Origin of the sequence: Serratia sp. 3ACOL1 (assembly GCF_003668775.1) — a bacterium.
Taxonomy (GTDB): Bacteria; Pseudomonadota; Gammaproteobacteria; order Enterobacterales; family Enterobacteriaceae; genus Chania; species Chania fonticola.
Genome location: NZ_CP033055.1, coordinates 671,074 through 694,521, shown reverse-complemented (window position 1 = coordinate 694,521; position 23,448 = coordinate 671,074). Strand labels below are relative to the sequence as shown.

Annotated in this window: 20 protein-coding genes; 1 reads left to right on the top strand and 19 read right to left on the bottom strand. The window is 40.3% G+C overall.

Features of this window, described 5'->3' with window-relative positions; translation table 11 throughout:
• Positions 1–587: 587 nt before the first annotated feature.
• Positions 588–1,610 carry a UDP-glucose 4-epimerase GalE gene (gene galE, locus D9980_RS03320; RefSeq protein ID WP_121606414.1) on the bottom strand — a complete coding sequence of 341 codons (1,023 nt, stop codon included), beginning with the start codon at positions 1,608–1,610 and terminating at the stop codon, positions 588–590.
• A gap of 559 nt (positions 1,611–2,169) precedes the next feature.
• Positions 2,170–3,360 carry a hypothetical protein gene (locus D9980_RS03315; protein WP_121606413.1) on the bottom strand — a complete coding sequence of 397 codons (1,191 nt, stop codon included), beginning with the start codon at positions 3,358–3,360 and terminating at the stop codon, positions 2,170–2,172.
• Between the two features lie 223 nt (positions 3,361–3,583).
• On the opposite strand from D9980_RS03315, the gene D9980_RS03310 reads away from it, so the two are divergent.
• Positions 3,584–4,813 (top strand): hypothetical protein, encoded by a 1,230-nt coding sequence (locus tag D9980_RS03310; protein WP_162304225.1) that lies wholly within the window; start codon positions 3,584–3,586, stop codon positions 4,811–4,813.
• A 198-nt stretch (positions 4,814–5,011) separates the two neighbouring features.
• Here the strand turns inward: D9980_RS03310 and D9980_RS03305 are convergent, their stop codons facing one another.
• The 17 genes from D9980_RS03305 to galU (D9980_RS03225) all read right to left on the bottom strand — a co-directional run bounded on the left by D9980_RS03305 (position 5,012) and on the right by galU (D9980_RS03225) (position 23,223).
• Complete coding sequence (locus D9980_RS03305; RefSeq protein WP_121606411.1) at positions 5,012–5,980, bottom strand: glycosyltransferase family 2 protein; 969 nt, start codon at positions 5,978–5,980, stop codon at positions 5,012–5,014.
• A 12-nt stretch (positions 5,981–5,992) separates the two neighbouring features.
• Positions 5,993–6,841 (bottom strand): glycosyltransferase, encoded by an 849-nt coding sequence (locus tag D9980_RS03300; RefSeq protein WP_121606410.1) that lies wholly within the window; start codon positions 6,839–6,841, stop codon positions 5,993–5,995.
• A 63-nt stretch (positions 6,842–6,904) separates the two neighbouring features.
• Positions 6,905–7,762 carry a dTDP-4-dehydrorhamnose reductase gene (gene rfbD / locus D9980_RS03295; RefSeq protein WP_121606409.1) on the bottom strand — a complete coding sequence of 286 codons (858 nt, stop codon included), beginning with the start codon at positions 7,760–7,762 and terminating at the stop codon, positions 6,905–6,907.
• Positions 7,759–8,295, bottom strand: a complete 537-nt coding sequence (rfbC, locus tag D9980_RS03290) for a dTDP-4-dehydrorhamnose 3,5-epimerase (protein WP_121606408.1) — start codon at positions 8,293–8,295, stop codon at positions 7,759–7,761. The genes rfbD and rfbC overlap by 4 nt, the downstream gene beginning before the upstream one ends.
• A gap of 1 nt (position 8,296) precedes the next feature.
• Entirely contained in the window at positions 8,297–9,166 is an 870-nt protein-coding gene (gene rfbA, locus D9980_RS03285) for a glucose-1-phosphate thymidylyltransferase RfbA (protein WP_121606407.1), read from the bottom strand.
• Between the two features lie 19 nt (positions 9,167–9,185).
• The gene (rfbB, locus tag D9980_RS03280) at positions 9,186–10,250 is read right to left on the bottom strand and encodes a dTDP-glucose 4,6-dehydratase (RefSeq protein WP_121606406.1); all 1,065 of its coding nucleotides are present in this window, start codon (positions 10,248–10,250) and stop codon (positions 9,186–9,188) included.
• A 76-nt stretch (positions 10,251–10,326) separates the two neighbouring features.
• A complete protein-coding gene (locus tag D9980_RS03275) occupies positions 10,327–11,724 on the bottom strand; it encodes a lipopolysaccharide biosynthesis protein (protein WP_238393682.1) in 1,398 nt (465 codons plus the stop codon).
• Between the two features lies 1 nt (position 11,725).
• Positions 11,726–12,874 carry a TDP-N-acetylfucosamine:lipid II N-acetylfucosaminyltransferase gene (locus D9980_RS03270; protein WP_121606405.1) on the bottom strand — a complete coding sequence of 383 codons (1,149 nt, stop codon included), beginning with the start codon at positions 12,872–12,874 and terminating at the stop codon, positions 11,726–11,728.
• Positions 12,871–13,443 (bottom strand): acyltransferase, encoded by a 573-nt coding sequence (locus D9980_RS03265; protein WP_121606404.1) that lies wholly within the window; start codon positions 13,441–13,443, stop codon positions 12,871–12,873. Before D9980_RS03265 ends, D9980_RS03270 begins: the two co-directional genes overlap by 4 nt.
• A gap of 2 nt (positions 13,444–13,445) precedes the next feature.
• Positions 13,446–14,552: a DegT/DnrJ/EryC1/StrS aminotransferase family protein gene (locus D9980_RS03260; protein ID WP_121606403.1), complete on the bottom strand. Its 1,107-nt coding sequence runs from the start codon at positions 14,550–14,552 to the stop codon at positions 13,446–13,448.
• Positions 14,553–14,626: 74 nt separating this feature from the next.
• The gene (wbaP, locus tag D9980_RS03255) at positions 14,627–16,060 is read right to left on the bottom strand and encodes an undecaprenyl-phosphate galactose phosphotransferase WbaP (RefSeq protein WP_121606402.1); all 1,434 of its coding nucleotides are present in this window, start codon (positions 16,058–16,060) and stop codon (positions 14,627–14,629) included.
• Between the two features lie 17 nt (positions 16,061–16,077).
• Complete coding sequence (locus D9980_RS03250) at positions 16,078–16,986, bottom strand: glycosyltransferase family 2 protein (protein ID WP_121606401.1); 909 nt, start codon at positions 16,984–16,986, stop codon at positions 16,078–16,080.
• 135 nt (positions 16,987–17,121) lie between these two features.
• Complete coding sequence (gene wzc / locus D9980_RS03245; protein ID WP_121606400.1) at positions 17,122–19,302, bottom strand: tyrosine-protein kinase Wzc; 2,181 nt, start codon at positions 19,300–19,302, stop codon at positions 17,122–17,124.
• A 20-nt stretch (positions 19,303–19,322) separates the two neighbouring features.
• Positions 19,323–19,757 carry a protein tyrosine phosphatase gene (locus tag D9980_RS03240; protein ID WP_121606399.1) on the bottom strand — a complete coding sequence of 145 codons (435 nt, stop codon included), beginning with the start codon at positions 19,755–19,757 and terminating at the stop codon, positions 19,323–19,325.
• 27 nt (positions 19,758–19,784) lie between these two features.
• Complete coding sequence (locus D9980_RS03235) at positions 19,785–20,921, bottom strand: polysaccharide export protein (RefSeq protein ID WP_121606398.1); 1,137 nt, start codon at positions 20,919–20,921, stop codon at positions 19,785–19,787.
• A gap of 314 nt (positions 20,922–21,235) precedes the next feature.
• Positions 21,236–22,132 (bottom strand): UTP--glucose-1-phosphate uridylyltransferase GalU, encoded by an 897-nt coding sequence (galU, locus tag D9980_RS03230; protein ID WP_121606397.1) that lies wholly within the window; start codon positions 22,130–22,132, stop codon positions 21,236–21,238.
• Positions 22,133–22,323: 191 nt separating this feature from the next.
• Positions 22,324–23,223: a UTP--glucose-1-phosphate uridylyltransferase GalU gene (gene galU, locus D9980_RS03225; protein WP_021180603.1), complete on the bottom strand. Its 900-nt coding sequence runs from the start codon at positions 23,221–23,223 to the stop codon at positions 22,324–22,326.
• Positions 23,224–23,448 lie beyond the last annotated feature (225 nt).

Here is a 23,448-nt window from a genome sequence, read left to right as displayed (position 1 = left end):
AACTCGCTTTCTTAAGTCATCACTCAGTCTTAATCCTCTTGGCAGTCAGTATGTCATTATTCCGATTTTCACCCAAACCGTCATACTTTGTTACATCATGAAGTATAATGGTTGACCGTAGAGTCGAGGTCAAAAAACAACCAAAAAGCCATTTTACTCACTGCCAGATCAAAAAAGCACGCTACCGCCCTTGGCTCAACAGCTACCAATAGACTGAAAATAAAGTATAAATTTTAGGTTTTGTCCAATCCATACGCTAAGTTAAGCATACAACAAGGCACACGATCATTACCCAAACGCGTACTTAATGCCCATTGAACGAGATTTTTGTTGCGTATGCTACCACCTAAGCGGACAAAACACCTGTAGATTGTCCGCTCTTTCAGTTTAATCTGAATACGTTTGTTGGTTTATTGAGCTACTCCGCTGCTCTATCAGCAAATTTATTTTATATCAATTAATTAAGATGGATGAGATTCCCAAATTCCGTAACAGAGCCTGCAAATAGATAGTCGCCTTATCATTTCAAGGGCGAAAAAAAAGCCCATAAATGGGCTTTTAAGAATGAGTTATATTAAAGAATTTTCTTAGTTTTTACTAGTATATCCCTGCGGGTTGTTCTTCTGCCAGTTCCAGGTATCACGCATCATCTCATCGATACCACGACTCACCTCCCAGCCCAGTTCTTGGCGAGCCAGGTTGGCGTCCGCCCAGAAGGCTGGCAAATCACCATCGCGGCGCGGTAAGATCTGATAAGGGATAGCAACACCGGAGGCTTTCTCGAAAGCATGCACCATCTCCAGCACGGAGAAACCAACACCAGCTCCCAGATTATAAGCTTTGAACCCTTCGACCTTCTTCAGATGATCCATGGCCATCAGGTGTCCTTCAGCCAGATCCATCACGTGAATGTAGTCACGCACACCGGTACCGTCTTCCGTTGGATAATCACCGCCGAAAACACCCAGCGTCTCCAGCTTGCCAATAGCAACCTGCGAGATGTATGGCAACAGATTATTAGGGATGCCATTGGGATCTTCGCCGATCAGGCCAGACTCATGGGCACCGACTGGGTTAAAGTAACGTAAAGCGATAATCGAAAACTGCGGCTCTGCCTTGGCGAAATCCTGCAGGATTTGCTCAACCATCAGTTTGGATGTGCCATACGGGCTAGTCGTACCACCAATAGGCGTGGTTTCAACATAAGGTACTGGGGAGTTAGCGCCATAAACAGTGGCTGAGGAACTGAAGATAAACTGATGAACTCCGGCACGACGCATCTCATCCAGGAGCACCAGGGTGCCAGAGACGTTGTTTTGATAATACTCTAACGGTTTGCGGGTTGACTCCCCTACTGCTTTCAAGCCAGCAAAGTGGATCACCGCAGAGATACGGTGACCATCGAAGATGCGGTTCAGACACTCCGGATCTTGAATGTCGCCTTGGTAGAAGATGGCTGCTTTGCCTGTTAGCTGCTCAACACGGTGCAGTGACTCTTCGGATGAGTTCGAGAGGTTGTCTAGAACGACAACCTCCTCTCCACGCTCCAGCAGGGCCAGAACGGTGTGGGAACCGATGTAGCCGGCTCCGCCGGTGACTAGAATTGCCATTGTTACCCCTTTTGTGCGCGTCTAGCGCTAAGAATCATATGTTAGTGGGCTTCTATTCTACCTTTGAGATTCTTAGTAGCTAGTAGCTTTTAAAAAGAATACCGGTTAGCATTCAGCAAACTCATATTGCTAACGAAACTCCTCTAAATAACTGCGCCTAATACCACTCCAGTTGTCGATTTCGGGTGATGCTTGTCCAGTGAACAGCAGTAGCTGCTGAAGCTGTGTGGTGACTGGCTCCCTTTACCAGCAAAGAGAAAACCCAAGCGTAGCACGGCCTGATGCAAGGTGTAGCACAATTAGGCGCAGCTATTTAGCACATTCTGACCTCACCAAATACGTCCACCTAGTATCCAGAATGCCACCATGATGATCAGGCATTGGATATGACAGTAGTAACGAGTGAAGCCATAACAAAACTAATTGACTAGATCACGTCAGGTGTATGGCTTGCCCCTGCAATGGCAAAAAACGCAGAAATACCTAGGGATAAATACATAGCGACAATTATTCTAGCAAAGTTGTACAATCCTTATGAACTATACTTATATAGAATACTCTATTCATAGCGTTTTTTCACACCAAATAACATAGACATAAATAAGAATAGGTTACCATACTCATATCCGTACGTTTGAAAGCAAACATTCAAAAGATAACCAGACAATAGAATTAACCTACCTTTGTTCCATCTAGGCCTACATAATATCAATAACAAAAACACGGAAAATGCAATGAAATGAAAGATTCCATACGCACCAATTTGATTCATGAAAAACATATGGAAGTTATCTATTCCAACTTTAGATGTAAGCATATTGCTTAATCCATCCATTCCATTCCCAAGAAAAACAAAATCAGCACAGTGCTCAAAAAAATATTGCCACAACTCAATTCTTTGTGATGCTCCATCATTACTATTTTTCAGATTAAAGAAAGAGATAAAAACTATGAAACCACAAGCAGAAATTAAAGCAACTATCGAGATTTTGCTAAAGTAACCGGCAATAAGAAATCTGTAAAACCCATACAGAAGAAGCATCCCCACCAAAGCCTGTCTAGAGAGGAATGATAAAGCGACTGCAGAAAATAATAGGAACGTGACGACACCTACTTTCTGATTTAGGTTGAACGCGATATAAAGATAAAGGGAAAATGTAGACACTACAAACATCGAAGATATGTTTTTTGTAAGAAACAAATCCCTTAACGGTTCAGCTATACCATACAAACTTGAACTATCTAAATCTGCACCTGTATTAAACAATGAAAGCAGATATGAAACGCTAGTAACTCCGTTTTTCATATATATAATAATAACAGCAATCAACCACATTAAAGATATATATTTTAGTATTGATAGACTTCGCTCAGTGAAAAATATTCTTTTCGTTCCGATTAATGAAAAAATTGTTATACAATTGACGACCAGTTTCGAAGATAAATCATAATTAGGTGATGAGGAAGAAAATTCAATAATAAATGGTGGCAAAAATGCAGCCAATCCAAAAAGAAATGCCAAAACATCATTTTTATATATTGCTTTATTTCTATTTAATGCAGAGGTTCCCGTAAGTAATGCCTGAGGTAGAATATAGAGTATATGACTGAGAGTTACTATTGGATAAAATAAAATAGTCAGCATGAAAAGGTCATGCTCTACTTTTCCTGTGGCGCTTTTATGACTTAACCTAGACTCTTGGATACTCTCATTTTCGCGTTGAATCACATCTAACCCATTGATTAACATAGGTATACTATTCCTCTAATGTTGCTCTTGCTATCTTAAAACAGGCATATCCTGATGTAACATCCATAATAAGTCAATTCAATAAAAGGTGATGCGTAAAGATTGGTGTGCCTTACTCAGATTTGAGTCATCATTGCATTTAGGAAATAACTGACAAAACTAACATCATTATCTGTGCAATGATGTCCCCACGTTAAACACACTATCATATAGGTAGAATGTAATGAAATGTGTAGCTAGTGCAGTGCTTATGGTTTTGTATTCAATTAGTTACAGCTCAATTGCATCGATCGAACCAGGTGTAATGGGACGTATTGATGGGATCCACGATGATAGCCCACAGTTTGCTAGAGGATTCTACGCGTCTAGGGATACCTTCGGTATGAGGGCAAATGCGGTTGCCTCTGCGGTTAGAGCTAACCCCTCTGATCCCTATACGTACCCAGTCATTGGCCTAAATTTTGTCCAAGGTCTTCATGAATACAGAGATCGTGATTCTGTAGGTTTCTATGCAGACAATACGTCCCCACCATTCAAATCGTGGGAGATAATAAAATATGCGACTTATACTCCAACATCTTTCTCATCAATTTCTATAGATGCCTCTAAAATAAAGCCAGGCATGATAATAGATACTATGCATAATCCTAAGTGGTCGACATATGTTGTTCGTGTTTCAGAAAAAAAAGTGATAACCTCTGGATGGGTTAATGCTAAGACCGGAAGCCTAGGTACACCAGAAAATGGTATCGGGCTAACAATAAACCCTATAACTAAGGTATGGGCTGTTAATTTTAATGCGTTACTTCCCTCAACCGGGAGGGCTGACAAGCTAACAATTCAAGAAAATGGAATTATAAACAATAAAGTTGAGAACCCACCGGCCGTTAATGGAGTAGATACTGTAATCCTTCCTCAGTCTAAATTCGGTGGTACCATTGCTTATTGGGCAAGATCGGCAACATCAGGATTTAAAAAGCAGTGGAACGTTGGTTTTATGGCCAATGGTTCAAAAACGGCAAATTTCTTTAGTGCAAATGGGGTAAAAGATAATAATACTGATACAGGTTTTCTTGAGAACTCCACAGCAGATAACGGTATGGTTTTCTCCGGCGCAAACAAAAAAAGCGCTGTTGAATTTAGATATTTAGGTAAGGTTACAACTAAACTATCCCCGGATGGAAAAATAGAAAAGATTGCATACAAGACAAAAATAATCACTCAAACAAGTAAGTTAACTGATGACTATGCAAGATATATAATAAAAGCAACAAGTGATATTTCAATAATTCTTCCTAATGCAGAAAATCTTCCTGACGGGTATACTTTAGAAATTTATAATTTTACAGGGCATAGCGTAAATTTTTCTGGAAAGGAGAAAATAACTAATGCAAAAACTCTATCGACAAGGATGACAGCCATCTTTGTCGATGGAGAATGGCAAATTTTATGATCAAAGCAATCTTTCGTTATCTATTAAAATATATATAAGTAAACCCTTACAAAAGCAGAGATCATCACCAAGTCGTATGAGTACGCACTTGGTGAATATTTGCCCTATACAATATGCTGATATAGCTCTGCCATGCTATTTTTATTGGTAGCTTACTTTATATCAAAACCTAAATGCAACGATAAAATATACATTGCTTCACTCACTCCGTAAATTATGCCCTCTGAGAACATAAAAAATGAAGAAAAAAACATTTCTCAGCGTGCCATGTTTCTTGATGTTTTTATTAAAAAATAAATTAGCTCGACGAGTAACGCTCTCGTTAAACGATTCTATATAATCAGCAAGCAAAAATTTTTTATCACTTTCTAATACTGTAGAAAAATCAGATAAAAATACTGCCGATTGATTTCGCGTTCTAATTATTGATTTTTTTGTCTGTTGTAATTTTTCTTTTATGCTATCAGTCTTAATCAAATCACCTAAAGCAAATGATTTAGCACCAACTTGGTTGCCACCATGTTGTCTATATAGAATAAGTGGTTTATCAATGAAGGTTATAATACCAAATGCTGAGGCACACAAGGCTGCATACCAATCATGCATTATTGATTCTTTGATGTTACTCTTTTTTAAAATAGAGATAAGTTCTCTATTACAAGCCATAACACACCCAGTTATTGAGTTACTCACTAGCAGTTGAGAGAAACTTGGTGATTTGTTAATATTTTGATATTCAAACATCGATATATTGATTGGCGACAAATTTTTATCCGCAACACTCAAATCAGAATGGACAAGTATAGGCCCACTAAAATCTGACTCAACTTCATTAAATCTATCAATAAAAAGTGATATTTTATCTGGTAACCATAAATCATCTTGGTCACTAAAGAAAACATAGTCAGCATTACTTGCATTAATTAAACATAAGAAATTAGCCTTCACACCTCCCTTTTTATCTTTGTTTATCAAAAATACCCTATCATCCAATAATTTTATAGATTCAATTATTTCAACGGTCGAATCCGTTGAACCATCATCAGAGATTAATAATTTACAGTCGAAATCACTCAATTTGTCAAAATTTAATAGTATTGAAAAAATCTGCTCTCGAATATATTTGCAACCATTATAAGCAGCTAAAATAACCTCTATCGTTTTCATTCTACACTCATCCTACTGAAGCATGTATTTTATAAGGTATTTAGGGTTTAGTTTAAGTAAACTCCAATATAAACTATCTAATAGTGTTGCTTTCTTATTCATACAGGAAACCAAAAAAATCATGTAATTTCTTTCCTTTTCAGAATAAATCACTCTATTCCTATCAACAAGACCGATCAATGACTCAGTGATCTTTGCATTTTGAGAAACTCGAATCTCGTTAAATGCATGATCATGATTCATGATGTATGTACTAATCGGTAAACGTAAGAAATCTCCAAATTCATATGAAAGGCGTAACCAAGTATCCCAATCTTGTAGTCTCTTAACAGAGGGATCAAATCCACCGATCTTCTGAAGACGTTTTGTGATAGTGAATATTTGGTTAGAGGCTTCATTCTCAAAAAGAATCTTCTTATAACTAAATAAAAGTGGGGTGTTACATTTTTTATAGTGGTCTTTCTTATGTCCATTAGGATGAACATTCGTAAAATTAGCACATATAAAAGAGTATTTATCCTCCCAGTTACTTAAAAAGTATGCTAAGCGATTAGATTTAAACTCATCATCATCATCCAACCCAGTAATAAAGTACCCTGTCGCTGAAGTTATGCCTAAATTTCTAGTCGCACAAGCTCCTTTATTAACGTTGTTACGAAGATAAACAAATCTCTTATCACGCAACAATAAATCCTTTACGTACTCTTGAGTACCATCAGATGATGCATCATCACAAATCAAAACTTCAATATTTGCATAATCTTGACGTAACACTGACTCAACAGCTCGCTTGAGCTTATCCAAGCGATTACAGGTAGATATATAGACACTGACTTTACGTGACTCTGTCAACTTAGCCATAAAGATCTCACAAATATCTATTCAATTTCAACTATTTTAAGGATAGGCCCCCAAGGGCCTATTTTAATCTAATTTTGCAATGACTAAACGCAGCGCGGACTCCCAAGCCGAAGTAAAAACACCTTCTTCTTTAATTTTAGCGCAGTTTAGCACAGAGTATTTAGGTCTTGCTGCGGGAGTCGGATATTGATCTGTAGAAATACCATTTACATTAGGCTTTTTAGTTAAAACCTTCTTCTCAATGGCTATATCAAAAATAGATATAGCAAACTCACTCCAAGCAACCTCTTTATCACCACCAAAATGGTAAATACCGCCATTAGCATTCTTCTGCACTAGAGTGATAATTGCTTGGGCTATATCACCAGCATAAGTCGGGCAACCTCGTTGGTCTGCAACTATCCCCAACGTATCGCGATCCTTAGCCAAACGCAGCATGGTCTTCACAAAATTATTGCCGTACTCACTGAACACCCAGGCAGTGCGAATAATAATAGCTTCAGGTTGAACAGTTGCTACAGCAATCTCACCATCTAACTTGGTTTGACCATACACGCCAAGTGGATTGGTCACATCAGTTTCAGTATAGGGTGTCGTTGCCGTCCCATCGAAGACATAATCTGTGGAAACGTGTACTAAACGTGCGTCAACATCTTTTGCCGCCAAAGCCAAGTTTTCAGGGCCAGTTTTGTTGATACTCGCAGCTAGCTCATATTCGGTCTCTGCTTTATCTACGGCGGTGTAGGCCGCTGCATTAACAATGATATTTGGCTTAAACTCCGCTACGGCTGCTTTTACGGCGCTCAAATCAGTAATATCTAGAACATCTGAGTCCGTCGCCCACAACTCCCAACCTGTTGGCAAACGATCTTGGAAACAGCTACCTAGTTGTCCTTTAGAACCTGTCAGCAGCACTTTCATTGTGTCAAATCCTTAAAGAGTTTACCAATTTTATCTTTCTCAGAAAGTAAAGGATTCTCAATCGGCCATTCAATACCGACTTGAGGATCATTCCACAACAAGCAGCCTTCATGAGCCGGATGATAGTAATCGGTGCATTTATATTCAAAATCGGCAACATCAGAAAGCACAACAAAACCGTGGGCCAAACCAGGTGGAATCCAGAACTGGGCTTTATTCTCCTCGGAAAGGATCAGCCCTTCCCACTCTCCATAAGTCGGTGAATCAGGGCGGATATCCACGGCAACGTCAAAAACCTCACCACGAACAACACGTACTAACTTACCTTGCGGGTTTACTTTCTGAAAGTGCAAACCACGTAACACACCTTTCGCAGAGCGCGAATGATTATCCTGAACAAAATCAAGATCGATATCCAGCACCTCTTGGTAGCGTTTTTTCTCAAACGTTTCGAGGAAGAAACCACGCGCATCACCAAATACTTTCGGATGAATAATTTTAACACCGGCTATTTTAGTGTTTTTAACTTGCATGTTACTTTTCCCCGATCAAATGCAATAGATATTGGCCATAGAGTGTTTTACCTAACAGTTTGGCCTCCTCTGCAACTTGTTCACGAGAGAGCCAACCTTTACGGAAAGCAATTTCTTCTAAGCAAGCAACTTTGAACCCTTGTCGTTTCTCAATAGTATGAATAAATTGCGACGCTTCAACCAAGCTATCATGGGTACCGGTATCTAACCAGGCGAAACCACGACCAAGTAACTCTACATTCAATTTGCCTGCATCCAGATACATCTGGTTAAGGGTAGTAATTTCCAATTCCCCCCTATGAGATGGTTCAACTTGCTTAGCCATCTCTACCACGTTGTTATCATAGAAATACAGACCCGTTACAGCCCAATTAGATTTAGGTTTCGCCGGTTTTTCTTCTAAAGAGAGTGCACGGAAATTTTCATCAAACTCAACAACACCAAATCGCTCGGGATCCATTACCTGGTAGCCAAACACTGTTGCGCCTGTAGCCTGCGCAACCACGTTCTCAAGTTTTTTACCGAAGCTTTGACCAAAATAGATATTATCGCCTAGCACCAATGCACAGCGATCGCCATTGATGAACTCTTCACCGATCAGGAACGCCTGCGCAAGGCCGTCTGGGCTTGGTTGGATTTCGTAACTCAGATTGATACCGAACCGGCTTCCGTTCCCAAGTAAACGTTTGAAGGAAGGCATATCGTCTGGAGTAGAGATAACCAGAATATCTCGGATTCCAGCCAGCATCAGCACTGAGATCGGATAATAAACCATCGGTTTATCATAAATGGGCAATAACTGCTTAGATACACCACGTGTAATAGGGTACAGGCGCGTACCAGAACCACCCGCAAGCACAATTCCTTTCATTCAAACTTCCCCAATTAAATTAACGAGTTAAACCTAAGCGTTCGCCAGCATAGGATCCATCTTTAACGCGACTCCACCACTCTTTATTTGCCAGATACCACTCTACGGTTTTTCGGATACCACTTTCAAAAGTCTCTTGCGGTTTCCAGCCCAGTTCGGTATCAATCTTCGATGCATCAATCGCATAACGCATATCGTGGCCAGGACGATCGGTAACATAGGTAATTAAATCTTCATATTTACCAATACCAGACGGTTTGTTTGGTACCAAATCATCAAGCAAACGACAAATAGTTTGCACAACCTCTATATTTTTACGCTCGTTATGTCCACCAATGTTGTAGGTTTCACCGACTTCACCCTCGGTCACTACTTTGTATAGCGCACGGGCATGATCTTCTACATACAACCAATCACGAATTTGGGCACCGTTGCCGTACACCGGGAGTGATTTACCATCCAGGGCGTTGAGGATAACCAGCGGGATCAATTTTTCTGGGAAATGATAAGGCCCGTAGTTGTTAGAGCAATTAGTCACTATGGTTGGGAAACAATAGGTGCGTAGCCATGCACGCACCAGATGATCGCTGGAAGCCTTGGAAGCAGAGTACGGGCTACTTGGGGCATAGGACGTTGTTTCTGTGAACAAATCGTCGGTGCCATGCAGATCACCATAAACTTCATCTGTAGAAATATGATGGAAACGGAAAGCTTTTTTCGCTTCATCATCCAGATTATTCCAGTAGTGCCGCGCAGCTTCCAAAAGTGTGTAAGTACCAACAATGTTGGTTTCGATAAATGCAGCAGGACCATCAATGGAACGATCTACGTGGCTCTCCGCAGCCAAATGCATCACCGCATCAGGCTTAAACTCTCTAAAAATGCGATCCAGTTGAGGACGATTACAAATATCGGCATGTTCGAACTTAAAACGTTCATTATCCTTAATCGGTTTAAGTGACTCTAGGTTTCCCGCGTAGGTCAAACTATCCACCACCATGATCTCATCCCGAGTATCGCATATTATGTGGCGAGCCACCGCTGACCCAATAAAACCAGCTCCACCGGTAACGATAATTTTCATAGTGCTCCTTATAATAAAAATAAAAAGATATAATTAAAAGATGATATAAATTTCAAATTAAAAAAGCATATTTTATTTATCTTTTAAACTTAAAGCCCTTTAGATAAGAGCGATTATTGAAAAGCAGTAGGGTTAATAAACCTGCCCAATATAGTTTCAAATAAACAAAGTATTTATCGCCATATATTGCCTCAACAGAGGCTCCTAAAATGCATAATAAGGTAAAAAAGTACAACTCAAATCGAGGTATTTTTTTCCAACAAAGTATTGAGAGCTCCGTACGAAAAATCAAGAAGAACCAAAATGTTATACATGTACTAACAGCGGCTCCTGCAGCACCAAAATAAGGAACCAGGATATAATTAAGGCCAAAATTAATAATCAGAGCCAGCAATGAAGCCAGCATTGAGTAATACGTTTTCTTGCTTATTCCAATTCCTACAACCGTGGTTTCTGACAACGTATAAAGTAAAGGATAACCAAGGCATGCTAATAAAATAAATTTAACATCGTTATAACTTTCTGGAATGAAAAAATCGACAATCCAAGATAAAAGCCCTGCAATGCAGAATAAAACGACAACGACTAACAATAAATATTTTGACGCTTTTTTCACGAGCCCCAAGCTTTCTTCGTCATTGTTAGCAAGCTTGTAGACCATCGGAGCCCAAAGCGTTGAGAAAATACTTTGTATTATAGTCGCTGCACTGGCAAAACTGACCGCGACAGAGAATATAGCCAATTGTTCAAATGTGGATAGTGTTCGTAAAAGCATTCTATCCATCGCCGTCACTCCCCAAAAAGCCAAGCTACCTAGTATTAATGGGAAGCCAAAACGAATCATTTCTTTAGATTTTAAATAATTCACGCGAGAAGTAATGGCTGATAGCCAGTCTTTCCTTGTGATAAGCAGCATAACAATTAAAGTTAGCAAAAAACCAAAGAAACTCGCCCACAATAATTGTTCAAACTGATGGCTCTCCCAGAAAAAATAAAAAAAGAGCAAAATAACCAAGATAACTATTTTGGGAACCAATTGGCTTAGTGAGAATCCGACTCCTCTTCCCTCCATCCTGACCACTAGCGACAAAAATCTTAATATGAAGTTAAAAAAAAGAATGAACATAACTAAAAAACCAATAGAGATACTATTTTTTTCAAAAAGAAGTGAAGATACATATTCTGGATAAAAAGACAATACAAAAAATGTCAACAGTAATAACATTAGCCCAGGGACTATGGATATTTTAAGCAACTCCCCTTTGCATTCACTTTCATGATATTGTCGAACATACGCTTGATCTAAACCTAATCCAAAAAGTAAGACTGTAAATGATATCGCAACATTTAACATACCAAATCGACCGACATCCTCAGGAGAATATAACCAAGTCATCACAGGTAGGGTAATAAAACCTAAGGCGGCAGCACCTATAGGTCCCATTGCAAATGAGAAAATAACTTTGAGCTTCAATTTACCCTTCTTTTTTTGTTAAAGTCGAAACGAGTTTTTTTGTTTTTTCTAGTAGCACAGCGTTTGACCAAATCCCTTCAATAATTACTCTATTTTCAATCACTTCACAACTCGTTAATGAAGACGATAAAAGAAGTGAATCTCTTTCAAGCTCTTGAACAGAGAAAATCATCACTCCTTTATTTCTGAGAAAATTAAATGTTGGATTTTCCTCTCTGAGAAATACTTTAGCCCCCATATAAATCATGCTAATGATATTTCCGACGCCTTGCTGCCGAACATGATTCATTATGACAAAGCCACACGAACTTATTTTTTCCATGTACTCTTCAAGAGGCATAAAATCAGCCAAAACATCAGCATTTCTACCGAGTATTTCATTTGCCACCTGCTGAATTCTGAAACCATAGTCCATATCACCATAGTTAAGCGGCACAATTAATTTTCGTTCTTGAAGATCAATTTTTTTTAAAATGTCAAAAATTTCAAGATGATTGTTTGTAATGGTGGCACTATTTCCTACCAATATATTTTCTCTAGTTGCATTTTCGGCATCATCAGAAACATAATATGAGAGGTCTTTTTCTGCTGCCCCATAATTCCAATCGACCTGTTCTGGGAAAACACTCCAATTCCGGCAATTTTTCAGTAGATTATATTCATCAGGTATTACAGGAGAAAAATACTGTATCCTTTCAATAACTTTCAATCTTCTAATTGTTGGGTAGAGGATTAGTTCTTTTATAGATTGTTTAAAATTTTTATTTTTCTTCAGCTGTGTGAAAAATAAATTTGTATCCTTTAACAACCATTTATCAATTCTACCAATTAAGTCATAATAATCATACCCCCACCCAATCCATACAACTGGAATTTTTTTATCTAATTTTTCTATTGTTTTAAACCAGAAGTCTCTCAAAGAATGAATGACTAAAACATCAACATGCCCTATTTTTGAGAAATCGATACCTAGCAATGACTCTTTAAATCCGGCTCTAAAATCCACCTCCCGCTTGATATGGAGTATTTCCTCTCCTTTGTTATATATACATACTATGTTTTGTTCAGGATAGGCTAATTCGAAGGTGCTAATTGCTCTATCTATAAATTTCTCATCTGTACATAAATGTAGTATTCTTAGTTTTTTCATGAGTTTGCTTTTTGTTTATTGAGTTTTTCCTCGAGCAATAAAATATCTTTCTTTCTTTCTTTTAGAGGTCGGACTGGCGTACCAGCATAAATAACAAATGACTCGCAGTCCTTATTAACCAAACTTAGTGATCCTACAGCCGCACCTTCTCCGATAGTAACTCCAGGTAAAATAACGCTTCCTGAGCCTATAATTACATGTTTTCCGATAAATACATCAGCATGCGATACTTTAGTGAACTCTTCACTGACAGTAGGGTTTGTCATAAACTCTCCACTATAGTCATCGTTGCTACTATATATTGCAACCTTAGAGGAAATATTGGCATAATCAGAAATGGTGACTTTGCCAGCGCCAATAATTGAGCTATACACAGCAATATGAATATTTTCCCCTATCTCAATCCCACCATTTCCAGCTGATAGTACACAGAAGTCATCAATTCTGACGTTATTCCCGATAGATATATTCCTACAGTTATATAAAGAAGAGTTCTTTGATATTTTTACATTATTACCAAGTTTACCAAATCCTAGCTCAAGCAGTTCGGAATCTGAGTAATACACCATTATCACCCTTGAATTAAAGATATTATCTTTTCTTGTTCTTCGTTAGTCAGATTTGGATATATCGGTAGGCAAAGCACTTTCCGTGCAATTTCGTTCGCAACAGGGAGATTTTCCTTCGATGCTGATTTCATCCCTTTATACATAGAGAAATCACTAATCAGTGGATAGAAATATCGACGAGAGTATACATTTTTCTCTTTTAAATAATTATAAAGTTCCTCTCTATTCATTCTGAATTCATCTTCCACTAAAATCGGAAAATAGGCATAATTGGCATCAACTTGTCCAGACTGGGGCACGACCGTAATTCCTTTCAATTTTGCAAAGGCCTTGCGATACGTCTCATCTATTTCCTTCCGGCGTTGAATAGTTTTATCAACATGTTTGAGCTGTAATAGACCAAAGGCGGCATTGATCTCACTCATTTTTCCATTAATCCCTGGCGCAACTACTGTCGTTTCATCGACAATGCCGAAATTCTTTAAGTTGTTAATTCTTATTTTAGTCTTTTTATCGGGACAAATTATAGCGCCACCTTCAAATGTATTAAATACTTTAGTTGCATGGAAGCTGATTGCACTTAAATCCCCATGCCTTAGAATGCTCCCCCCTTTATCAGTAACACCAAATGCATGAGCTGCGTCATAAACAACCTTTAAATTATAATTATCGGCTATTTCTTGAATTCTTTCGATATCACAAGGATTTCCATAACAGTGTACCGGCATAATCGCTGTTGTCTGAGGCGTAATGGCTGCTTCAATCTTATCCGGATCGATATTCAATGTTACTGGGTCAATGTCGACGAAAATTGGTTTAATACCGTTCCACAAAAGTGAATGTGCGGTTGCAACGAAAGAATATGGTGTAGTGATAACTTCACCTGTAATCCTCAATGCTTGTAGGGCGGTAAGCAATGCTATAGTTCCATTATTAAATAGTGCGATCTCATTAACGCCCAGATATTCACAGAGTTCTTTCTCCAATGCCTCATGCATTGGACCACCATTAGTCAAAATCTTGTTATCCCATATACATTCCAAATACGGAATGAACTCATTCAAATCAGGTAGGTAAGGTTGAGTGACGTAAATGTTTTTATTAGTCATAAATGAACTCCGCTAATATATTAGCTTAAATAAAAAGTGAATATGGATATATTAAAACAGTATAAACAATAAAGTTAGTAAGCCCCATCTCTCTTTAACACTACATTTATTGTCTTAAAAAGAATAGCGATATCATTCCAGAGAGACCAATTCTTCACATACCACGCATCGAAATATACACGTGTATCATAGTCAACATCATTCCTACCGCTAACCTGCCATAACCCCGTCATACCAGGTTTAGCCATTAAGTAATAATCTACATCACCAGCATACCGCTCTAGTTCTTTTTCAATTATTGGGCGCGGACCGACTAAACTCATATCACCTCTTAGAACATTGAAAAGTTGCGGGAGTTCATCTAAACTCGTTTTACGGATGAACTTACCTACACGAGTGATACGCGGGTCATCTTTTAACTTGAAATCTTTATCCCATTCCGCACGGGCATCAGGATCATTTTCCAAGAGCTGATCTAATACCTCTTGAGAATTCATTATCATAGATCGGAACTTTAGACATTTGAATTTTACACCGCCACGCCCAACCCGCTCATGACCATAAATTGCATTCCCACCATCTTTGGATACCAAATAGGTTAGAATACCTAAAATGGGGGAAAGCAAAGCAATAATAGAAACTGAGCCAATAATATCAAAACTTCTTTTTAGGAACCGCGAAGTTCTTTTTGCCAAATTATTATTCACACGCAAAATCATTACTTCATGGCTGAAAATAAATGACATATCCGTACCATAAAGCGGTACGCCGCGTAATGTTGGTATAACGGATACTGAACGACAGTTATGCTTTGCTAACTTCTTAAGCCACTCGTCTCGTAAAGCATGCTCATCAAACTCTAATGCAACTATAAACTGCGTATATTCAGGATCACATTGCTCCCACAATTCCTGCTCATCACAAATAATAGGTTTGCTTAGTAGTTCTTTTTCACATTGCCGAGAACTAGAAAAAAAGGCACAAATTGCAAAACCGAGAACTTCTTCACTTTGTAAGGCCGCATAGGCATCACATGCATTTTTCCCTGACCCAATGATAACAGTATGCTTTTGCCACATTCCGAACTTGTTAAGTAGTCGCTTAGTAATGGCTCGTGCCAATGGTACCAGTACAAGCGATAAAGACCACGTTATGAACCATACATGCCGAGAAAATTGCCATTTAGAAAATGCAACTAAAGCCAAGTCAAGAACAGCGAAAATAATTAAAGTTCTTAAAATCTCTTTAAGCTCAAACCAGAATGGTTTGCGGTAAGAATAATGCCGTAATCTCACCCAAAACCAACTGATGCAAAACACAGCCAGCATAACATGAGTTAGAATACGAGCTGGCATTTCTGATTTAGGGATAAATTCACTAACATCTCCATTAAAAAGGCTAATCAAGTAAATGGCGATTGAAAGAGATAATAACAAAAAAACAAAATCAGATAATGCTAATGTAAATTTAATGAAGTTTATTTTCTTTGAGTAACTAAGTGCACTCATAAAGTATCCTTTTATTCCTAAAAATTATCCCAATACCTTTTGTGCATGCTTAACTTCCTCCTAAAAATAGCTGGTATTCTTTTGTATCTTTGTCCCAGTTTGTAACCAGCCAATTTCGCGATATTATTAACACATGCTATAGGTAACCATAAAATACCATTTTTCAATAAGTATCTGAGCTCGGAGAAAATAAATTTTTTACCTTCACCACTAGCTCCACCAAATGATTTTCTTATCCATGGTTCATCTTGATGAAAAACCCCAATGTCAAAATAACGTTTAAATTCTTCAATAACTGTATAGTTATGTGAATGATATACTTCGGCATCAGCAACATATGCAATTTTAAAATTTGCCAAAATGGCCTTGGCAGCTAGATACATGTCTTCACAAAGAATCGTATTCTCCGGAAATGCACCTAACTCATTAAATATTGATACTCTATATGCTGAAAAAGAATTTGACATAAATACTGTTTTCAGCCCTAAACGATCGCTATCCGTAATATCGCTCACATAACTATTTTCGCCATAATTAAATTTTCTGGCATGCTTTGCTAGAGGATTAGCATCATTATGAGGTAACTGACGTCCATATGCACAGGCAACATCAGGATCGGAAAATGGAGCGAGGATTCTGTCTATGCTCTCTTTTTTAGGAATTGCATCCTGAGTGATGAAAACCACAATATCACCCGTACTGTTTTTCACTGCTTTATTTCTCGTACCGCCATGATTAAATTCTGACGAGGGAATTACCTCTATAAAAAAATTATACTTTCTTGCTACTTCTACAGTTGAGTCGTTACTAGATGAGTCAATGACAAGCACTTCGCTGCTCTGAGAATAGCTTTCACGAATGGCTTTTGCAGATTTTTCCCATAAGCTACCGCCATTGTATGTTGGTATTATTATACTTACTTTCATCTCTTTCATTTTTTACCAAATAGATGTTGACGTTATGAATTACCACACGACAATCACAGGCATAAGCGCTGCTGGAATATAATGCAATTAATTAAATAGGCCACATAATGTGGCCGTTATTTCACCCTTAATTATTTAATTAACCTTTGATTTATAACTATAGTCATAATAGTCGTATCCGTAATTATAATAATTGGATGCTTTCTTAATTACTGCATTAAGAATGACCCCTTTGATATCAATGCCATTCTGTTCAAATCGTCGATAACTAACTTCGACTTCTTTCGGGCTATTTAATTCAAAGCGAGCAACCATCAATGCGGTCCCTGCGTACTTACCTATAATTGCGGCATCTGTAACTGCAAGAATTGGTGGTGTATCAACCAATACAATATCATAGTGCTCCGAAGCCCAACTTATTACTTCAGAAAATCGATGATGCATCAGCAGTTCTGAAGGGTTTGGAGGAACGATTCCTCTTGGAATAAAGTCAAGCCCTTCGAAAGCCGTATGTTGCACAGCCGAAGTCACAGTTATCTTTCCTGACAAGATCTCCGATAAACCGTTTTTTCCATCCAAACCAACTAGATCATGCGCATAACCTTTGCGCATGTCGCTATCAATGAATAGCACTCTCTGCCCGGCTTGGGCAATGACCGCTGCCAAGTTCGCGCTAATAAATGTTTTCCCGATACCTGGGCTTGCTCCCGATATCATTAACACATTATTTTTTGCCTCCATCATTGCAAAATGAAGACTTGTACGAAGGCTACGAATAGCCTCGATTGCAAGATCTGCCGGATTACCAAATGCTAACAAGGAGTTTGAATCACTATTAAGTTTTTTGCCTTTATTCTTACTAAAAAACTCAAGATCTTTAGTCCGTTGCCACTCCGAAAGGGGAACACTTGCGTAAACGTTGATACCCAATTCTTCCAATTGTTCCGGGCTTTCAATACCATGATGTAGGAAAGAGCGTAAAAGTATATAACCTACTGATAATACTCCTCCAATAATGATTGAAAGCAGGATTACGATCATTTTCTTAGGTTTGACAGGATTTGTTTGAGTAACCGCATTATCAATAATACGCACATTACCTACTGTGCTGGCTTTCGATATGCTAAGCGCTTGTTCTTTATTCAAGAGTTGCATATACACCTCTTGCCCGGATTGAACATCGCGACTTAATCGTAAAATTTCCTGTTGTGTTTTAGGCATTGCGCTGACACGCTTATTAAGCTTTTCTCTTTCGTCTTCGAGAATTTTACGTTTTTCTAATAACGCACGATAAGAAGGGTGCTCCTTCGTGTACAACTTAGAAATTTCAGCCTCTTTAAACGTAAGTTCATTGAGTTGCGTGTCAACTGAAACAATCGAATCCAGTACGGCTTTTGCTTCAAGCGATAAATCTACTGAGTCATTCTGTTGACGATATAGATTTAATTTACCTTCAGAAGAATCAAGTGCAGCGCGTAATTTTGGTAATTGCACGTCTAAGAAATCTAAGCTTTTAGCATCTTCTTCTGATTTTCTTGCAACATTCTGTTGAAGGTAGTTATTTGTTATGGAGTTAAGAATGTTACGAATAAGAACTGGATCTTCACCCGTCAGTGTAAGGTTTAAAACTCCGGTATTTTTTCCCTTATCAGAAACATCAAACATATCCAACAATTTGTTGATAGCACTCAATTCACTTACTTTGGATACCTTGAACTTCGTCCCGGGCGCAGCCTGTATCTCACTCACCAAAAGCGACAATCCATCCTTCTGCAATAGACGTCCTGTTTCGCCTTTAGCAAAGTTATCACCGTCTTTCATCAGGGTAAAACTTTTCGGGCTATTAACGATTAAGACAATTGACGTTGAATCCCCCCAGGCCTCTGGTAAGTCAAACTGTGGGATAGAAATTTTACCGGGCACTTGACCTATCAGGCGGGAATAACCCTTACCAAACAGTGGAAAATATGCCTCTTCAATTACAGTCCGTAGATTTAAATCCTCTACTGTTTTGCTCAAAACCATTCTTGACTTGAGTAATTCAATTTCAGGAGCTGATTCAGGCTGGCTATTAGGTATCATTTGATTTATATTATTAAGTAATGAATTACCTACATTTTGTTCGACCTGCACCATAGCATCTGCACGGTAAATAGGTGTGGCAAACAAACAATATAAAATGCCTAACGTTAAAAATGATGTCATTACCCCAATAATCAACCAGCGACCATCAATTATTTCACCTAACATACGCCTAAGATCAATCTCCTCGGACGTATCATTTCCTGAATTATTTACTCTATTTTTTTCTGACATTGGAAATCCTGACTGGCTATCTATCGGCTTAAGGCTTTAGCCCACTTTTGGGCTGACTCATCAAGTAAGCGGTATATAAACTCAAAGGCTTCGCGACTCTGTCGATAGGGATCGGCTATTTCTTGCTGTTCAACCCAATGCCCAAAAAGCATCGTTTTCCCTCTAACCTCTGGAGCAATACGACAAACCGCATCAATATGTTTCTTTTCCATTACGAGGATCAAATCATACTCACGACACATCGAACTTGTCAGTTGACGCGCCTGATGTCCCTCTAGAGATAACGCATGCTGGCTAGCTACCTCTGTCGCCATCCCATCGGCGGGTTTGTCTACCAATGCACCAATTCCTGCGGAACCGACTTTTTTATTAGGCAGCGCTTTTTTCAGCAACCGTTCCCCCGTAGGGGAACGACAAATATTGCCAACACATACAACCAAAATTGAATTAAACATAATTTTTGCTCTGTCTACCTGTTACGACTATGGCCAATTGCGAACACGTAATGCGCCTTCGCTGAGATTGTTGAATCCATTGATTGTTGGTACTAGCTGACTAACTACACGGTTCCAACGAGCAATTGGCGCGGTTGTTACATAGACAATGTCATAAGGTTGCAAATGGAATTCAGTACCCATTACTAGTGCTGTTGCATCAGACGCATTTAACTGATAAATGCTTGCAAGCTTGCTACCTTCAGTACCACGTAGGGGACGGATAACAAATATCCCCGTTGCATCAGACATCGCTTGATCCATACCCTGCGCATTACCCAACGCTTCAGTCAGCGTCATGCCACTGCGATCCATCTTCAGCGTAGTTTGCTGCTTCACTTCGCCCATCACAAAGACTTTGAGATCATCATTGCGTGGTACGTAAAGAATATCGCCAGGGTAAAGCAGATGGTTTTGCATCAGGTCGCCCTTTTGCATTAACGCCTGCAGAGAAATACGCTGCTCTTTACCATTGTGCGTTAATACCACGTTGCGCCAGTCGGCATTTTCGGCAAGGCCACCGGCATTATTGATCGCATCCATAACGGTTAGCGGCACGTTGGTAATCGGTTGTTGACCTGATTTTGCCACTTCACCAGTCACATACGCCTTCTGCGAACGGAAGGCCGCAATGCTTACATCTACCTGCGGGCTTTCAATATATTGCGCAAGGCGTCCAGCGATATCATTTCGCACTTGGCTAGCAGTTTTTCCTGCTACTTTCACCTTGCCAATATATGGGTAGAAGATAGTACCATCGGCATTCACCCAGTTACCTGTGTCACTTGCGCTACGGTACTGGCCTGCAGGGGTGGTTAACTCAGGGTGATCCCAAACTGTAACCATCAATACATCGCCCACACCAATGCGGTATTCATAGCTCTGCAGGTCACGTTCCAAGGCTGGGTTGTTTTGCGCGACAACGGGTTTTGGTCGCATTTTATCAACCAGACTCGGCGTCATCGGGTAGATATTGACCAGCTTATTCAGGTTGAAATCGCTGTCTTCCTGCTTAACAACGTTTTTCCCGCTGGTAGAGAGGTGGGTGCCAGGGACCACGGTACAACCGCTGATCACACTGATCGATACCAGTAGCGGTATCAGCTTCCATTGTTTCTTTGCCATCGAATTTTCATCACTTTCAAAGTAAGTAAACTTGCAACGCTAAGCCCCTGGCCAACCGTGGCCGCTTGGGGTGGTGCTTAGCAAAATTTTTTGTTTGCGCTATGTACGGCAGTCCTGCGATACATGCATGAAAGCACTCATTGAGCAAACGTTGAGCCTGGGTTTGCTAAGATGCCTCTCAGACTCGTAGTGAGTGGCGCATGCACCAGGAGTGTTTTCATGTGCGAACTGTCTCGGACAAGTCAAAAGGCCCGCCGAGATTTCCGCAGGCCTCTAACTATAAAGATTTTTTAGCTCTTTTTCAGTACAAATTACTACAATTTTAGCTGCTCGGCCCATTCACGGAAGGCTTTGCCCTGCGTTGGGTGGCGCAGACCATAGGTCACAAACGCTCGGAGATAGCCTAGTTTTTCACCGCAGTTGAACGACTCTCCCACCAGTTCCATCGCTTCTACCGTCTGTTGTTTCATCAGGTCAGCAATTGCATCGGTCAGTTGAATTCGGCCCCAGGCGCCTGGCTGAGTTTTTTCCAAAATCGGCCAGATGTCGGCAGAAAGCACATAACGGCCTACAGCAGAATAATTGGATTTCAGCTGAACTTCGCGGCTTGGCTTCTCAATGATCGACGTCATGCGTGAGCTTTCACCTGGTTTTAAGGTCGTGGTCTCACATTCTGCCACCGAGTAGTCATGCAGCACATTTTCATCCGCAGGCTGCACCAGTACTTGGCTCAGCCCGTTATCTTCGAAGCGGGCAATCATATGCGCCAGGTTGTCTTTGTGCATATCGGCCTTGGCGTCATCCAGCAGCACGTCCGGCAGCACCACCACGAAAGGTGAATCACCTACCAGTGGTTTGGCACACAGTACCGCATGCCCCAATCCTTTCGGTTGTCCTTGGCGGATATGCATCAGGGTTACGCCCTTCGGCGTGATGGATTTAACTTCATCCAGCAGCTGACGCTTCACGCGCGCTTCAAGCATTGCCTCAAGCTCATAAGACGTGTCGAAATGGTTTTCGATCGCGTTCTTGGAGGAGTGGGTAACCAGAATGATTTCCTTGATCCCGGCAGCCACGCATTCGTTGACGATATATTGGATCAACGGCTTATCAACGATCGGCAGCATCTCTTTTGGGATCGCTTTGGTCGCAGGCAACATGCGCATACCCAGACCAGCAACAGGAATGACGGCTTTCAACTTCTTCGACATGGTGTTCCTCTTAAATCTCGTGGTCGTGCTAACCGGCTAAGGTAATTCAGATTGATGATAAAGTGGCAATGTTGCTGATTTGATAGAAAAAAACGCACCAATCCTTTCTAACCCATGGATTATCCTGACGGGCGCAGCATGCAGCGCCCCTACGTTGTAAGCCCGGTGAGGGTTTGTCAGTAGTCTCGTAATTACTTACTGTTCAGGGTCTGTTTCATCCACTGGGTGAAGTTTTCGCCTTCGGAAGGGTGGCGCAAGGCATACTGTACAAACGCCTTCATATAGCCCAGTTTGTCACCACAGTCGTGGGATTTGCCGCTCATATGAAAAGCTTCTACCGTTTCCTGCTCCATCAGCATGGCAATGGCGTCGGTCAGTTGGATTTCATCGCCAGCTCCCGGAGGCGTTTTCTCCAGCAACGGCCAGATATCCGCAGAGAGGACATAACGCCCCACTACGGCCAGGTTAGATGGCGCATCTTCCCGCGCAGGTTTCTCTACCACCGCAGTCATTGGCGTACTTGCACCAGCGGCTAACGCCACACCGCCGCAATCGACCACACCGTATTTTGAAACGTCCTCTTCTGGCACTGGCTCAACCATAATCTGGCTAAAGCCGGTTTGCTCGAAGCGCTGGATCATTTTGGCCAGGTTTTCTTTCTGCAGATCGGCGGTAGAGTCATCCAATAACACGTCCGGCAGCAGCACCACAAATGGGTTATCCCCAATCATTGGTTGCGCGCATAACACCGCGTGACCCAGCCCTTTGGCTTGTCCTTGGCGCACTTGCATCACCGTTACATCTGGCGGGCAGATACTTTGTACTTCGGCAAGCAGTTGGCGTTTTACTCGAGCTTCCAACGTCGCTTCTAGCTCAAAGGAGGTATCAAAGTGGTTTTCGATCGCGTTTTTCGATGAGTGCGTAACCAGTACGATATCCTTGATGCCAGCCGCAACGCATTCGCTCACGATGTACTGAATCAATGGCTTATCGACCACAGGCAGCATTTCTTTAGGGATCGCCTTGGTTGCGGGCAGCATACGCGTGCCCAAACCTGCTACTGGGATAACGGCCTTCAATCTTTTTTGCATGAATTTTTTCCACCGACAAATAACAAGTAAGTGTAACAGAGCCAGGAAAAGTGGTAGAGCCTAACGTCTCACTGAATTTTTAACTATAAAAATCAATTAACTACAATCGTAAAGTGACGTTTTAGGCACGCTACCGCCCTTGGCTTGCAGCTACCAATGCACTGTAGACAATGTTTGAACTGACAAGCGTGCAACCGGCTCCACGCTTGTAGATGAACCTTGGGT